Consider the following 15,224-nt stretch of genomic DNA (forward strand, 5'->3'; position numbering starts at 1 on the left):
GCCTTGCCACTTGCCCAGAAGCCTGAAAGCGCTATCATAAGTGCGGAATGACCCGGGTCTCGCGCTCCCCCGGACCCCCACAAGAGGCGCGGGACCATCACTTCAACGAGGAAGAGGATGCAATGGCGAAAGCCACACGAATACTCGTCGCGGCAACCGCGCTTGCGGTCGTCGCGGGAGGAATCTCCGCACCAGCCGCGATGGCCGCGAACCCGACACAAACGCTTGCGGTGGACTTCTCCGACCGCACCGGCGCGTTCCGCGGAGGCGCCTCAGGCACGCTCTACGGATTCGGCGACGAAGGCGCCCCGACACGGGCGCTCATCAACGGCGCCCACATCACCAACACGTCACAGAAAGCCCCGTACGGAACCCAGCACCCGAGCGGCGACGCGCTGAAGATCGAGGGCGGCTTCTTCGACAAGCACGGCCAGGATCTCTACGTCTACACGCAGGACTACTACCCGGATTGGGCCTACAACGGCGGGCAGCGCCCCGACGACGACCGCACCTACAACCTCGCAGACGGCAGCTACACGGAAGAACCCAACGGAGTCTGGGACTACCTCGAGGTCGTCGAGATCGTGACGGAAGCGGTGGCCACACAGGCCAACGATCCGGAAAGCTACGTCCACAAGCCGTTCAACGAGCCCGACCTCGGTAACTGGTACAACGACTGGGGCAAGTACAAGGACATCTTCCTCGACGACTGGAAGGCCGTCCACGACAAAATCCAAGAGGTCTACGCCCGCAACGGGCTCGGCCCCGCCACGATCGGCGGCCCCGGAGACGGCCACTGGAATCCGGAGCGCACCGCAGATTTCCTCGACTTCACCATTGAGAACGATGTCGTTCCCGACATCTTCATCTGGCACGAACTCGGCATCAACAACCTCGGCTCGTTCCGCGGCCACCTCGCCGAGTACCGCGCCATGGAAACCGAGCGCGGACTCGACCCGCTCCCCATCAACATCACCGAGTACGGAATGCTCCGCGACATGGGCGTGCCCGGTCAGCTCATCCAGTGGTTCTCGATGTTCGAGGACGAGAAGGTCGACGCGCAGACCGCGTACTGGAACTACGCGGGCAACTTCTCCGACAACAGCGCGCGCCCCAACGGCGCCAACGCCGGCTGGTGGATGTTCAAGTGGTACGGCGACCTCGAGGGCAGCGACACCGTGCAGGTGACTCCCCCTCGCCTGAATGTCGCGGATACCCTGCAGGGAATCGGCGCCGTCGACGACGAGAACAAGCGCGCGACGGTGCTGTTCGGCGGCACCAACGAGGACGTGCGCCTCGACCTGACGGGCCTCGATGAGGGCACCTTCGGGTCGAACGTCGACGTCGAGGTTCGCGAGGTCGCTCTGACCGGAGCCGAGGGCTTCGCCGGCGCCCCGCGCGTCATCGACGCCATCGAAGGCGTCTCACTCGACGCCGGCGCGCTCGAGCTCGACGTCGCCACCTACGACCGCTACGCCGCCTACCAGGTCGTCATCACGCCCTCGCAGTCGCGAACGGTCGCCGCTGACTCGGCGTGGACCTCGAGCATCGAGGCGGAAGACACTGCACTCTCTTCGGCCAACGTCTACGCGCAGGACCCGACCGCAGGTGGGGGCTGGAAGTTCCTGGCCTCCGGCGGCTACGACGTCGGCTCGTTCAACAACGCAGGCTCGAAGGCCGACTGGACGCTCGAGGTCCCGCGCGACGGCGAGTACCGCTTCCAGGTGATCGGCGCGACCCCGGGCTCCCCCGGCAGACACGCCCTCTTCGTCGACGACGCGTTCGCCGAAACCGTCCAGTACACGGCAGACCTGGCCCTCAACGAGACCAGCCGCTGGCAGTACCGGGGCAGCACCGAGGTCACGGTGAGCCTGACGGCAGGAGAGCACGTGCTCTCGCTGCGTGCCAGCGAAGACGGCAGCAACGTGCTGCCCGGCTCCGACATCACGCTCGACAAGTTCCTCCTCACCGACGTGACCGACGGCGAGCCGACGACCTACCCGGCGAGCACACTTCGCTACTACGGGGGCGCATCCGTCACGTACGACGGTGAGCGGACCCGCGGCTACGGCGCCATCGCCGGCGCCGATCAGCGAGCCGACGCCTACGTGCACGCCTGGGAGAGCGGATACGCGGACCTCGCGTTCGAATACGCCACCACGGGAGCATCCTCGCTGCAGGTCGACGTCAACGGCAGGCCAGCGACGACCCTGAGCGCAGACGAGGCAGGGCACTGGGAGTCGACCGCCCGCATCCATCTCTCCGAGGGCATCAACGAGATCGAGTTGCGCTCACCCGAGGGCGTGCTGCTCAAGCAGATCACGTCCACCAGAGTCAGCGACGCGGACTCTGCCGAGATCAGCATCGAAGCCGAGGACGCCCAGCTCGGCGGCGAGGCCGGCATCACGACGATCGGCGCGGACTCCGGCAGCAACGCCTCCGGCGGCGCCTACGTCGGGAACGTCGGCAACAGCCCAAGCAACACGTTCACGGTCGAACGCCAGGACGGGTTCACCGCCCCGGGCGACTACAACGTGGTGGTGCACTACGCCAACGCGGAGACGTCTGGTGAGCATGACTACAACCCTCAGGTCGTCGACCGCCAGCTGACGGTGACGGAGGCAGGTTCAGCTGAGACCGCGGCGAGCGCGCACTTCCGGTACACGTACTCGTGGGAGAGCTTCTGGGAGCGCACGATTCCCATCACCCTCACCACGAGCGGGGGAGCCCTCGAGTTCGGCAACACCGACGCCTGGGCACCAAACGTCGACCGCGTCGTCATCGCACCGTTCGTGATCGGCACCCCGACGACGGAAGCCGTCGAGATCGAGCCGGTACCGACAACGGCGCCACCGACGCAAACCCCTGAACCTGGCGAGACCGAGCCGGGGGCTACTGAGCCAGAAGTGAGCGAGCCAGGTGCGACTCAGCCAGGTGCAAGCGAGCCTGCGGTGACGGAGCCGGGCGCGACGGAGCCGGGCGGGACAGAGCCGGGCAGCGGCAGCGGGTCAAGCGGGTCAAGCGGGTCCGACGGCGACGCAGTCGGCAACGGCAACGGCGGCCCGCTCGCGACGACGGGTGCATCCGTCGGGCTGCCGATCTCCCTGGCCTTGCTGCTTCTTCTCGGCGGAGCCATCGTGTTCGCGCTTCGGAAGCGACGCGCAACTCACGAGGGGAGCGAACTGAAGTAAGCGTGGGAATCAGCGACGGCGGTCGGCGTTCCAGCCGGCCGCCGTCGTCGTCGTCGCAAACCTCGGCCTTGCGCATCCATTTCTCGCCACGCGGATGCGCAGTCCCCGGGTCTGCAAAGGAGCCGGCTCAGACCTGGGGCTTCTGCAGCCAACGTGCGCGAAGTAGATGCGCAAAGCCCAGGTCTGCAGAGGAGGGGAAGGCGCGGAGGCGGAGGCAGAGGGGCGCGGAGGCGGAGCCAGAGGAACGCGGAGGCGGAGAGGCGGAGCCAGAGGAACGCGGAGGCGGAGAGGCGAAGCCAGAGGAGCGGAAAAGCTGGCCCCTACTCCGCCCACACCCCTTCGCGCGGGATCACGAGGGGCGTGCCCGTCTCGGGGTCGTCGATGATGCGGCAGGGCAGCGAGAAGACGTCCTCGACGAGCTCCGCCGTGAGCACCTCGCCTGGTTTGCCCTGCGCGACGATCTCACCGTCGCGCATGACCACGAGGTGCGTCGCGAAGCGGGCCGCCTGGTTGAGGTCGTGCAGCACCGCGACGAGCGTGCGCCCCTCTCCGCGGAGCCGCCGGAACAACTCGAGCAGCTCGTACTGGTGCGAGATGTCGAGGAACGTCGTCGGCTCGTCGAGCAGCAGCACGGGCGCCTCCTGCGCGAGCGCCATGGCAACCCACACGCGCTGCCGCTGGCCGCCGGACAGCTCGTCCACGAAGCGCGAGGACAGTGCATCCACTCGCGTCGCCGCCATCGCCTCGCTCACGGCGCGCTCGTCGGCCTCCGACCACCGGTCGAACATGCCCTGGTGCGGGAACCGACCGCGCGCGACGAGGTCGGCGACGCGGATGCCCTCCGGCGCGAGCGACGTCTGAGGCAGGAGGCCGAGGCGCTTCGCGACGTCCTTCGTCTTGAGGGTGAAGATGTCGGTGCCGTCGAGCAGCACGCTGCCGTCGCTCGGCTTCAGGAGGCGCGCGAGGGCCTTCAGCAGCGTCGATTTGCCGCACGCGTTCGGCCCGATGATGACCGTGAACGAGTGGGCGGGCACTTCGAAGTCGAGGCCCTCGATGATTCGCTGCTCGTCGTAGCCGACGTGCACGGAACGTGCCTGTAAACCGGCGATGCCGGGGGCGTTGGAGGTACCGGAGGTACCGGAGAAGACGGAGGCACTGGCAGCACCGACTGCACGCTCAGCGGATGCAGATGCAGATGCGGATGCAGATGCAGATGCAGACGCGGACGGCTTCGCCTGCGTGTTGCCCGGAACTGTGTGAGCTTTGATCGTCATCACTGACGTCCCTTCTTCATGGTCTGCTCGTGGACAAGCAGCCAGGCGAGGTAGATGCCGCCGACGCACACGGTGAGCACCCCGACGGGGAGGTCGACCATCTGCGCGACGAGGTCGGCCGCCACCAGGAGGAGCGCGCCGACCAGCGCGGACGGGAGGAGCTGCAGGCTCGCCCCGTTGGTGAGGCGCCTTGCGATCTGCGGCGCGGCGAGCGAGATGAACGCGATGGGGCCGGCCGCGGCCGTGACGAGCGCCGTGAGGGCGACGCCGATGAGCGTCGAGAAGGCTCGCGTCCGGTTCGCGTGCACCCCCAGCGAGAGCGCCGCGTCGTCGCCGACCTCGAGCGCCGCGAGCGGACGGCCGAGGAAGCCGCATCCGATGATCAGCGCAACGAAGATGATCGTGGCGGGCAGCAGCTGCGCGTAGCCGAGGGCGCTCAGCGAGCCCGAGCCCCAGACGGCAGCGAGCATCGCCTGCTCTGGGCTCACCTTCATCATCATGAGCGCATTCACGGAGGCGAGCATCGCGCTCGCCCCGATGCCCACGATGATGAGGCGGAACGGCCGCAGTCCCTTCCTATACGCGAGCAGGTAGACGGCCAACGCTACGGCGGCCCCGCCCAGCAGAGCGCCCGCCCCAATCGCGTAGTAAGAGGTCGAGCCGATCCAGAGCATCACGATGATGGCGCCCGTGTAGGAACCAGTCGAGAAGCCGATGATGTCGGGGGAGCCGAGCGGGTTTCGGGTTATCGACTGGAAGATCGCGCCGCTAGCCCCGAGCGCGAGGCCGGCAAGCACGGCGAACAGGAAGCGCGGGAGGCGCCACTCGAACACCACGAGTCGGTGCGCCCGCGTGGCATCGGGGTCGAAGAGCGCCGCGAGCACCTCCCCGGGAGAGAGGGCGAGCGTGCCGTAGCCGAGCGAGACGATACCGAGAGCCAGCTCGACGACGATGACTGCGCCGCAGACGATGACCTCGCGTCGGCGGTGCAGGTTGGAGAAGCGGCCGATGCGCACCGCGTAGGTGTGGTCGCCGAAGTTGATGCTGCGCCGCTCCGGACGCCCGGGCAGGGTTCCGGATGCGAGCAAGGGGCGGTCCTCGCGCGTCGCCGTCACAGCCCGCTCACCTTCTTGCGGCGCACGAGCCCGATGAGCACGGGGGCGCCGATGATGGCCGTCACGAGTCCGACTCGCAGCTCGCCGGAGGGCAGCACGATGCGGCCGAGAATGTCGGCGGCAAGGAGGAGGATCGGCGACATGACGATCGACATGACGATGATCCAACGCTGGTCGGGGCCGACGAACCAGCGCACGACGTGGGGCACCATGAGGCCGACGAAGCCGATCGGGCCCGCGATGGCGACAGCCGTGCCCGCGAGCAGCGTCACGGCAATGACAACAAGAATGCGGGTCGAGCGGATGCGCACGCCGAGCGAGGCTGCGAGCTCGTCGCCCAGAGAGAGGGCGTTGAGGGAGCGGGCGCAGTACAGCGCGATCAGCACGCCGAGGACGATGAGAGGCAGGCAGGTCAGCACCACTTCCATCGACCTGCCGCCGATCGACCCGACGCCCCAGAAACGCGTGACGTTGAGAGCGTCGATGTTCTTGAGCACGATCGCCGAGGTGAACCCGCCGAGCACGGCGCTGATCGCGACACCGGCGAGCGTCAGGGTCAGGGGCGTCGCCGTGCCACCGCCGACCGAGCCCATGGCGTAGACGAGCATGGTCGCAAGGAACGCCCCGATGAGCGCGAACCACACGTACTGTCCGGGCGCCGTGAAGCCGAAGATCCCGACCGCGAGCGTCACGACGAAGCTCGCGCCGGCGTTGACGCCGAGGATGCCGGGGTCGGCGAGCGGGTTCCGGGTGAACGCCTGGATGAGGGCGCCGCACAGGCCGAGCGCTGGACCGACGACGAGCCCCACGATGGTGCGCGGAATGCGCAGTTCGAGCACCATGACGTGCTCCTCCGTCGCTCGCGAACCGAAGACACTCTCCCAGACGACCTCGGGCGATATGGCGCGGGCGCCCACGAAGATGCTCAGCGCAACCGTTCCGGCCAGCACCACGAGGGCGATGACCAGGGCCAGGGTGCGCTTCGCGTTGCTGCTCGCCAGGCCGCTGCCGCGAACATCCGCTTCTCTCCCGCGAGCGCCCGCCGGCGCGGAACCGACCGAGGTGGAACCGGCAGAGGTGGAACCCGCCGTGGTGACTGCGACCACGACGCGACTAGAGTCCGACCGAGGCGTAGATGCGGAAGACCTCGTCGATGCGGGCTTCCTCGTCCATCTCGGGCTCGCCGTCCTCGGTCTCTCCGTAGAGGTCCATGATCTGCTGCTTGATGGACTCGTCGAGCGCCTCCCACTTTGCCGTCCAGGCTTCGACCTCGTAGGTCCAATAGCCGACGACCTTGTAGGCGGAGCCGGGCAGACCGAGCGTGTGGCGGAGGTGGCTGCGCACCTCGCGGGTCACGCGCGTCTCCCCGGCGACCCACACGTAGACGCTGCCGTCGCTCGGGATGTCGAGGCGCTTGACGGTCTCGACGAGGCGGCTCGGGCGGTGACCGTTGCCGGAACCGCGCACCCAGTTCGCCGCCTTGAGGTCAACCGACGGGAACAGCTCGTAGCCCGCATCCCGGATCTCGCAGACGATCTCCGTCTCGACGTCCGGCGTCAGCTCGGCCACCCGCAGGGCGGCGGGGAGGGCGGGCTCATCGCAGATGAGCACCTGCTTCGTGACGCCCTCTGGAAGCGCGTACAGGTCGCGCGGCGGGTTGATGCCGAGCACGTAGCCCGGCTTCGCGCCGAGCACCCACGTGCTCGCGATGCCACCCTCGTGGATCACGAAGTCGATGTCGATCTCGCCCGGCCTGTGGTCGCGGATCGTGTACGTGCGCATCTGCGATGGCTCGACGCCCTCTTCGTAGTCCCAGCCGCGGCCGGAGACGAACGGCAGGCGCGGTTCGAGGTGCGCCTCGTCCGGGAAGAAGAGGCGCACGTACTCGTCGCCGATCCCCGTCGTGGGGTAGTCGTGCAGATCGTCGCCGCCGAGCGTGACGCGGATCATCCCGGGCCCGAGCTGCTTGACGCCCGTCACGACGGCCCGGTGGATGCGTTCCTCGTACCCGGTCGCTTCAGTTCCGGATGCGGTGCGGTAGGTCATTCTGCGCCTCCGACGCCGTTGCCGTCGATGGCCGAGTTGAGCATGGGAACGAACTCGTCGATGGCCCACGGGATGGAGAGGGGCGTCGGCGCATTCGTGGCCATCGCGAGGGGCTCGCTCTCGAGGAAGAGGTAGTGGCCGGTCGCGATGGGCTCCCACAGCTTGAACGTCGGGTGGTTGAGCGCGTAGTCGAGCTCTTCCTGGCTGTTCGACCAGGCGACGAAGATGTCGGCGGGGATCGTGTCGAGCTCTTCGAGGCTCACCGCGCCGTACCAGTTGTCACCCTCGACCGTGCCGAGCACGGTGTCCATGGCTGGCGTGTTCTGCAGGCCGAGCTCGGTGAGGAACTGCACGCGCAGGTCGCTCGGAATGTAGATGCCGGCTTCCGTCGCGCCGTCGCTGAGTGTGAGGCCGTAGGCGAAGGTCGTGTCGGCGAACCGGGGGTTCTCCTCCTTGACGGCGTCGAGTTGCCCCTGCGTCTCGGCGATGATCTCGTCGGCTTTCGCTGGCTGGCCGAGGCTGTCGCCGACGATCTCGACAAGCGACTGCCACGACTCGGAAGCCCACGGCTTCTCGGGGTACGCGACCGTCGGGGCGATCTCGGTGAGGCGGTTGTACTCGACCTCGGTGAGGCCGGAGTGCGGGGCGAGGATCACGTCGGGCTCGAGGGCGAGCACCTGCTCGAAGTCGAGGTCGCCCGCGTCGTTGTAGTTCAGGATCGCCGGCATCGTGCCGCCGAGCTCTTCGACCTCGGCGCGGAACCAGGGCGAGTAGCCTTCTTCGTCGCCGCCCCACGTTTCGGGGATTCCGACGGGGATCGTGCCGAACGCGGCGACGACGTCCTGCGTCGCCCAGCCGATCGTCACGACCCGCTCGGGCGCCTCGGTGATCGTCGTCTCGCCGAAGGCGTGCTCCATCGTCACGGGCAGGGCTCCCTCTTCGGCTGCAGTCGCCGTCACACCGTCCGCTGCAGCGGCGTCACCGGATGCGCATCCCGCGAGGGCGAGCACGGCAACCGTTGCGGCTGCGACAGCTCCCGTCCAGCGGCGGTGTGCCGACGGGAACGTGGAGGTCCGGGATGAGGTGGACGGGCGACGGGTGACAGTCGAGGTCAAGGTGGCTCCATTCGACAGAAGTGCAGACGCTAGAGGTAAGGCTAACCTCAGAACACACCGAGCTTACGGATGTGACGTATCGCTCCGCGGACACTCGGCATCGCGTTCCTGCCAGGGCAGGCGACCGCTCTTGTGAAGGTGACGGCACGAGGGCAGCTTCGCGCCGCGCTACGCTTCGAGAGTGAATCAAGACGAGCTGTTCGGGGGGCTGCTCGTCATCTTCGTGCTCGCGGTCATCGCGATCGGCGCGATCATCGTGTTCGGCGACCTCAGCGTCCGCCCCCGCCAACGGCGCCTGCCCGTGTGGCAGTACACGCACCGGGTGATCGGCAAGGACCAGCCGTACGTCACCTCGGCGGGCTCGTTCCCGGCAAGTGAGCAGCGCCTCTGGGAACTCTGGCTCGAAACGCACAAGCCGGGCACGCTCGTCGCGATTCCCGTCGAGGACGAGGAATCGCCTCCGTCGCCGGCCGAAACTGCCAATGCGGAGCAGGACGCAGCTGCGGAGCAGGACGCAGCTGCGGAAGGCAACACCGCCACCGAAGACAAGGCCGCTCCCGAAGACAACGCCGCCTCCGATGGCAAGGCCGCTCTCGAAGACAAGGCCGCCTCCGATGGCAAGGCCGCTCTCGAAGACAAGGCCGCTCCCGAAGACAAGGCCGCTCCCGAAGTCAAGGGTGCGGAGGATGCCCCCGAGAAGATCCCCGAGATGCGGCAACTGCGGGTGTCTCGCGTCTCCCGGGAACTTCGCTCCGTGCATCCGGTCGCCCTCATCGGCTTCAACGCCTACTTCGAGGAGTACGAGAAGAGCGAGTTCCCTGTCGGACTCATCGTGCGCGGCAGCGACGGCGTCGCCATGGTCACGCTCACGGATGACGAGCTCGTTGCGTTCGACGAGCGCGGTCGCCGGCTCTGGTCGAGCCGCTGGGAGCGGCTCATCTTCTCCAACGCCCACGACCTCCTGCTGTACAACGGTCACACGCAGATCCGCATCGACGACGAGGACCAGCGCGACCTCGTCGAAGCGCTTGTCGTCAAGTACGGGCGGTTCGAGCAGATGCACTTCCTGCCCGGCCCCGAGCGCCGCGCATCGGACGCCTAACGCCCGACGCAGGTACTCGTCTCCGGATGGGTTCCACACTTCGGGATGGGTTGCAACCCATCCCGAAGTGCGGAAGCCATCCCGAAACGAAGGGGTGGGCCGGCGGGCGGGGCTCGACCACCCGACCGCTCGACCAAAGCCGGCGGGCGATGCCTCAGCAGTACAGCTAGGGGCGCCAGTCGCTCGGCTTCGAGCCCATGGCGCGGCGGAAGGCCGCGCTGAACGCGCTTGTCGTGGCGTAGCCGACCCGGCCAGCGACGGTGCCGACGGGGAGATCGTCGGCGAGCATCCGGGCGGCGGCAGCCATGCGAACCATGGTGCGCCAGTGCGAGAAGGTCATGCCAACCTCCGCCGCGAATATGCGGGCGATGGTTCGGACGCTGAGCGAAAGGTGCCACGCCCACGCCTCGACGCCACGGTCATCCGCCGGGTCGCCCAGCACGCGGCGCACGAGCGGGGCGAGCCGCTCGTCGCGGGGCACTGGCACGGTCTCGACGTAGCTCGTCGCCTCTGGCAGGAGCTCGATCACGACGGTCTGCGCCCGCAAGCGCTGGTCGACCTCCATGGGTGACTCGGCGAGGTGCAGCAGCAGTTCGCGGAACGCGGCGCCCAGCTGCACGGTCCCAACCGAGTGCCAGTCGGGGGCGACTTCGGTCGTGAAGTAGGTGCAGCATCCGGTCGACGACGCGTCGACCTCCATCGTGTGGGGCGTGAAGGGCGGCACCCAGATGCCCTGGCCGACGGCGAGCGTGCGCAGTGCCCCCTCGACGAGTACGACGATGCTGCCCCTTGACGGCCACATGATCATGCCCTCGGGATGCGTGTGCGGCTCGGGGTCGCCGAGGTTGGCGCCGACCAGCACGGCGGTCGTGAGGAGGAAGGGTGCGGGGATGCCCGCCGGCCTGACCTCGACGGTCGCAGGCCCTGGGCTGAGTTCGAGCGCCTGGAACACGATGGATCTCCTGGTTGTCCGGAACGCAACAGAAGTTGGCCGAACGCATCACTAACGGGACTTAGGTGAACCTTACTATCGACTGGTGACCCGTGAGAACCCCCTGCCCCCGACCCCCGCATCCGTCATGCGAGACGCGCTCTTCGCGTCGGGCCGCAGCTGGCGGCTCACGCTCGCAACCCTGGGCTACGTCGTGCACGAGGCCGCAGAGGCGCTTGTGCCGGTGCTGGTCGGCGTCATCATCGACCGCGCCATCGTCACGAACGACGCCACGCAGCTCGCGCTGTGGCTTGCAGTGCTGCTCGCGAATTTCCTCGTGCTCTCCTTCTCCTACCGCTGGGCGGCGCGTCTCATGGTGCGCATCTACGGTCACGGCGAGCTGGAGCTGCGACGCTCGCTGCTGACGCGCGTCCTGCATCCCAACGGGGTCACGAGCCGACGCAGCCCTGGCGAGCTGCTGCAGATCACGACCTCCGACAGCTACCGGGTCGCGGGCGTCTCGTGGTCGGTTGTGCAACAAGGCGCGAGCGCGGCAGCGATCCTGGTCTCTTCGGTCGCTCTCCTCACGATCTCGGTTCCGCTCGGCGTGGGGGTGCTCGTGGCGTCGCTGCTGATCCTCGTCGGCATGCACGCCGCGTCGAAGCCCATCGAGGCGCGGGGTGCGCGCGAGCAGGCTTCCGCGAGCGCGGCAAGCGACGTCGCGACCGACCTCGTCGCTGGGCTCCGCATCATCCGCGGCATCCGCGCGCAGCCGCAGGCCACTCGCAGGTACCTCGACGCGAGCGCCGAGGCGAAGACCGGCGCGATCGCGTCGAACCGCGGCATCCAACGCTACCTAGCGGTCAGCGGCATCGCGTCCGGCGCGTTCTTGGCGTTCCTCGCCTTCTCCGCCGCGGCGCTCGCCTCCCTCGGGCAGATCACGCTCGGCGAACTCGTCGCGGTGGTCGGGCTCGGCCAGTACCTGCAGGGTTCGCTTGCGCACGTCGGCACGTTCGCGTCGAATTGGCTCCATAAGCGCGCGTCGGCGGTCCGCATCGTCGCGGTGCTGGGCGAGGAGCACGCCGTACCCGTCGAGGAGACGCACGCCGGCGGGGACGAGCTCGTGGATGCGGTGCGCGCTTCCACTGGCTCCTCCGCGTCGTTCGTTTGGCGGGCACCCGACGGCCAAGTCGTCGACGTCGCCCCCGGCTCGCTTGTCGGCGTCAAGCCGGCGACGCCCGCGGCCGCGCGCAACCTGGCGGCGACACTCGCCTTCCGGGTGCCGCTCGAGGCCGGCGAGGTGACGGTAGCGGGGCTGGATGCGCGCACGATCGGCCCCGACGCCTACCGCCGCCTCGTCTTCGCGCCACCCCACGACGCGACCGTCTTCTCGGCGACGCTCGAGGAGAACCTGCTTGTGGGGGTCGAGTCGACGTTCGGGACAAGGGCGGGAGCAAGAGCAGGAACAGGAACCGGAGCGAGAGCGGGCGCCGGAACCGGAACCGGAGCGAGAGCAGGAGCAACGGCCAGGGCCAGGGTGCGGGCGGACAGCAGCAGCCTGCCGGTGTCCGGGGCGCACCTCGAATCCGCAGCCGAACGCGCGGCTCTCACGGAGGTCTCCGCGCTCGGCTGGGATCGCCAGCTCGGCGAACGCGGGCGTCGGCTCTCCGGCGGCCAGCGCCAGCGCGTCCTCCTGGCCCGCGCGTTCGCGAGCCCAGCGAAGGTGCTCGTGCTCGACGAGCCCGCCTCCGCGCTCGACCCTGCAACCGAGGCGCGCGTCGCCGAGTCGCTGCGTGCGCATCCCATCACCACGCTGCTCGTCACTCGCAGCCCCCTGCTGCTCGCGGCCTGCGACCGGGTCGTTGAGGTGGGCGGCGCGATGGGCGCTGCAGCGTGTGGCGCAACAGCCGATGCAGCGGACGCAGGCGACGCAGCGGACGCGGGCGACGCAGCCGCCGATTCGCCCCGCACCGCCGACGAGCGCACCACCGCCGATGAGGAGCTGGCACGCCGATGACACCGGTGAACCCGAGCACGCCGAACGACACGGACGCCGTACCCGCCGGGCCGCCCCCGCACGTTGCGGTCACCGCGCCCGCCGGGCCCAACGCACTCGGCGGACCCAACTCTCCCGTCGGGCCCCACTCACCCGTCGGGCCCAGCCCGACCGCCGGGCACAACTCACGCATCGGGCCTAACTCACCCGCCGAGCGCACCTCGCCCGGTGCGGTCGAGGCGACCGCTGGGCACAACTCGCGCGCCGAGCCCAACTCGCCTATCGGGCCCAACTCACCCGCCGAGCCAGCCCCACCCGCCGCATCCACCGAATCCACCGCACCGGCCACTGCAACTGCAACCGCAACCGCAACTGCGACTGCGACTGCGACTGCGACTGACGCCGCGCCCAGGCTGAAGGCGGCACGACCAGAACCCGCGATCCTACCCATCGCGACGGGACGGGAGACGGCGCGCGCCGTCACGGACCGGCTGCGCGCATCCCGGGCCCGAATCTTGGCCGTTGTCATGCTCCTGCTCGGCGGGTCCTCGTCGACGCTGCTCGTTCCGCGCCTCCTGGGCTGGCTCGTCGACCTGGTCACTGCGGGCTCCGACATGCCGGCCCTCATGGTCCCCGGCGTGCTGCTGCTGGTCGTGACGACCGTCTCCGCGCTGCTCGCCTACGCGGGCATCCGCCTCCTGGTCGCGCTGGTCCAGGAGCTCGTGAGCGCACTCCGAGAGGACGCGATGAGCGTCGTGCTCGGGATGCGCGCGGGCCAGGCTGAGAGCTCCGACTCGTCGGACATCGTGTCGCGCGTGACGGGCGACGTCGAATCGGTGACCGAGGCGGCCTCCGGCGTGCTGCCCGCGGTGACGCAGTCGTCGTTCATGATCGTGCTGTCGCTTGCCGGCATCGCCGTCATCAACCCGTGGCTGGGGCTCGCCGCGCTTGTCGCGGTGCCTGTGCAGGTGCTCGCGACGCGGTCGTTCATCCGCCGATCCCGCCCCGTCTACGCGGAGATGCGGGTCGCGGAGGCGGAGCGCGGGCAGGTCATCATCGAGGGCGTCAGCGGCGCCGACACGATCCGCGCCCACCGCCGCCAGGCGCATCAGCTTGCGGAGGTGGATGCGCGCAGCCTGCGTTCCATAGACCTGCAGCACGAGGCGGCGCGCATCCGCACAACCTTCTTCGGGCGCCTCAACACGGGCGAGTACCTGGGCGTCGCGGCGATCCTGATCGTCAGCTTCTGGCTGGTGCAGGCCGGCGCCGTCTCGATCGGCGGGGCCACGGCGGCGGCACTCTACTTCCTCGCGCTCTTCGGGCCCATCGGGTCGCTCCTGTCGAGCATCGACGAGCTGCAGCTCGCCGGGGTCGGGCTTGCGCGTCTCGTGGGAGTCGTGGCCGCGGGACGGCACGGCGGGAACGACCGCGCAAGTGGGAGCGACCGTGAGGGTGAGAACGACGGTGAGGGTGAGAACGACAGGGAGGGTGAGAACGACCGTGAGGGTGCGAGCGACAGGGAGGGTGAGAACGACCGTGAGGGTGCGAGCGACAGGGAGGGTGCGAGCGACAGCCAGGGCGCGAGCGACAGCCACGGCACGAGCGACAGCGACGGTCGCCTGACCTCGTCAGCCCCCGCCGCGGTGCCGCCAGAGACGTCGCCATCGGTCCCAACCATTTCAGTCGATTCGGTCGACTTCAGCTACGACGGCGAGCGGATGCAGCTCACCGACGTCACCCTGAGCGTCTCGCCCGGTGAACGCGTGGCGCTTGTCGGCGAGAGCGGGTCTGGCAAGAGCACCCTCGCGCAACTCATCGTCGGGGCCTTTGACCCGACGAGCGGTTCAGTGACGGTGGGTGGGCAGCCCGCCGCACACCGCGAGCGCGACGCGAAGGTGGTGCTTGTCACGCAGGAGATCCACGTGTTCGCGGCGACGATCGCCGAGAACCTGCGCTTCGGCGCGCCGACGGCAAGCGACGAGCAGCTCGAGGCTGCTGTGCGGGCCGTCGGGGCCGACTGGTTCTTGGAGCTCGATGCCGGCCTCGAGACCCGGGTCGGAGCATCCGGTCTCGCATTGGATGGGGCGGCCGCGCAACAGCTTGCGCTCGCGCGGGTGCTGCTGCGCGACCCGGAGATCGTGGTTCTCGACGAAGCGACCGCGGAAGGCGGAGGCGACGACCCGCTTGGCCTCGATGAGGCGCTGACGGCGGCGACCCGCGGTCGCACCTCGGTTGTCGTCGCGCATCGCCTCTCGCAGGCACGCGTCGCCGACCGGATCGTCGTCATGCGAGCCGGAAAGGTCGTCGAGGAGGGCGCCCACGACGCGCTCGTCGCGCTCTCCGGCGAATACGCCCGCCTGTGGGCCGCGTGGGAGAGCGCATCGCGAGGCAGTCCCCCGCTAGCACCCCGCCCGTAGGCGCCGCCTCTCTGCTGCGCACGCCGGCGCCCGCGCC

10 protein-coding genes are annotated in these 15,224 nt (G+C 69.0%); 4 read left to right on the top strand and 6 right to left on the bottom strand.

All coding sequences use genetic code 11. The features are described from left to right. Positions 1-122 precede the first annotated feature (122 nt). Positions 123-3,191 (top strand): carbohydrate-binding protein, encoded by a 3,069-nt coding sequence (locus C5B85_RS13915; RefSeq protein ID WP_104286609.1) that lies wholly within the window; start codon positions 123-125, stop codon positions 3,189-3,191. Between the two features lie 320 nt (positions 3,192-3,511). On the opposite strand, the gene C5B85_RS13920 is transcribed toward C5B85_RS13915, so the two are convergent. From C5B85_RS13920 to C5B85_RS13940, 5 genes are read right to left on the bottom strand one after another with little or no spacing between them, the layout of a single operon-like run. Beyond that, entirely contained in the window at positions 3,512-4,465 is a 954-nt protein-coding gene (locus C5B85_RS13920) for an ABC transporter ATP-binding protein (RefSeq protein WP_104286610.1), read from the bottom strand. Continuing rightward, on the bottom strand, positions 4,465-5,580 hold the full coding sequence (locus C5B85_RS13925) for an iron chelate uptake ABC transporter family permease subunit (protein WP_219819412.1): 1,116 nt from the start codon (positions 5,578-5,580) through the stop codon (positions 4,465-4,467). Before C5B85_RS13925 ends, C5B85_RS13920 begins: the two co-directional genes overlap by 1 nt. Next, on the bottom strand, positions 5,577-6,686 hold the full coding sequence (locus C5B85_RS13930) for an iron ABC transporter permease (protein WP_258070810.1): 1,110 nt from the start codon (positions 6,684-6,686) through the stop codon (positions 5,577-5,579). Before C5B85_RS13930 ends, C5B85_RS13925 begins: the two co-directional genes overlap by 4 nt. A 7-nt stretch (positions 6,687-6,693) precedes the next feature. Further along, positions 6,694-7,626 (bottom strand): siderophore-interacting protein, encoded by a 933-nt coding sequence (locus C5B85_RS13935; RefSeq protein ID WP_104286611.1) that lies wholly within the window; start codon positions 7,624-7,626, stop codon positions 6,694-6,696. After that, complete coding sequence (locus tag C5B85_RS13940; protein ID WP_104286612.1) at positions 7,623-8,741, bottom strand: ABC transporter substrate-binding protein; 1,119 nt, start codon at positions 8,739-8,741, stop codon at positions 7,623-7,625. The genes C5B85_RS13935 and C5B85_RS13940 overlap by 4 nt, the downstream gene beginning before the upstream one ends. A gap of 181 nt (positions 8,742-8,922) precedes the next feature. On the opposite strand from C5B85_RS13940, the gene C5B85_RS19240 reads away from it, so the two are divergent. After that, positions 8,923-9,843 (top strand): hypothetical protein, encoded by a 921-nt coding sequence (locus tag C5B85_RS19240; RefSeq protein ID WP_181064444.1) that lies wholly within the window; start codon positions 8,923-8,925, stop codon positions 9,841-9,843. A 166-nt stretch (positions 9,844-10,009) separates the two neighbouring features. Here the strand turns inward: C5B85_RS19240 and C5B85_RS13950 are convergent, their stop codons facing one another. Continuing rightward, entirely contained in the window at positions 10,010-10,795 is a 786-nt protein-coding gene (locus C5B85_RS13950; protein ID WP_104286613.1) for an AraC family transcriptional regulator, read from the bottom strand. A gap of 85 nt (positions 10,796-10,880) precedes the next feature. Here C5B85_RS13950 and C5B85_RS13955 point away from each other — a divergent pair, with 85 nt between their 5' ends. Next, complete coding sequence (locus C5B85_RS13955) at positions 10,881-12,791, top strand: ABC transporter ATP-binding protein (RefSeq protein WP_146077967.1); 1,911 nt, start codon at positions 10,881-10,883, stop codon at positions 12,789-12,791. Continuing rightward, on the top strand, positions 12,788-15,187 hold the full coding sequence (locus C5B85_RS13960; protein ID WP_104286615.1) for an ABC transporter ATP-binding protein: 2,400 nt from the start codon (positions 12,788-12,790) through the stop codon (positions 15,185-15,187). The genes C5B85_RS13955 and C5B85_RS13960 overlap by 4 nt, the downstream gene beginning before the upstream one ends. The last annotated feature ends 37 nt before the right edge of the window (positions 15,188-15,224 follow it).

This window comes from Pseudoclavibacter sp. AY1F1, assembly GCF_002931075.1.
Taxonomy (GTDB): Bacteria; Actinomycetota; Actinomycetes; order Actinomycetales; family Microbacteriaceae; genus Pseudoclavibacter.

Excerpts from the sequence above, each read along its gene's own strand:
- C5B85_RS13915 (WP_104286609.1), top strand. The coding sequence starts at position 123 with ATGGCGAAAGCCACACGAATACTCGTCGCGGCAACCGCGCTTGCGGTC.
- C5B85_RS13920 (WP_104286610.1), bottom strand. The coding sequence starts at position 4,465 with ATGACGATCAAAGCTCACACAGTTCCGGGCAACACGCAGGCGAAGCCG.
- C5B85_RS13935 (WP_104286611.1), bottom strand. The coding sequence starts at position 7,626 with ATGACCTACCGCACCGCATCCGGAACTGAAGCGACCGGGTACGAGGAA.
- C5B85_RS13960 (WP_104286615.1), top strand. The coding sequence starts at position 12,788 with ATGACACCGGTGAACCCGAGCACGCCGAACGACACGGACGCCGTACCC.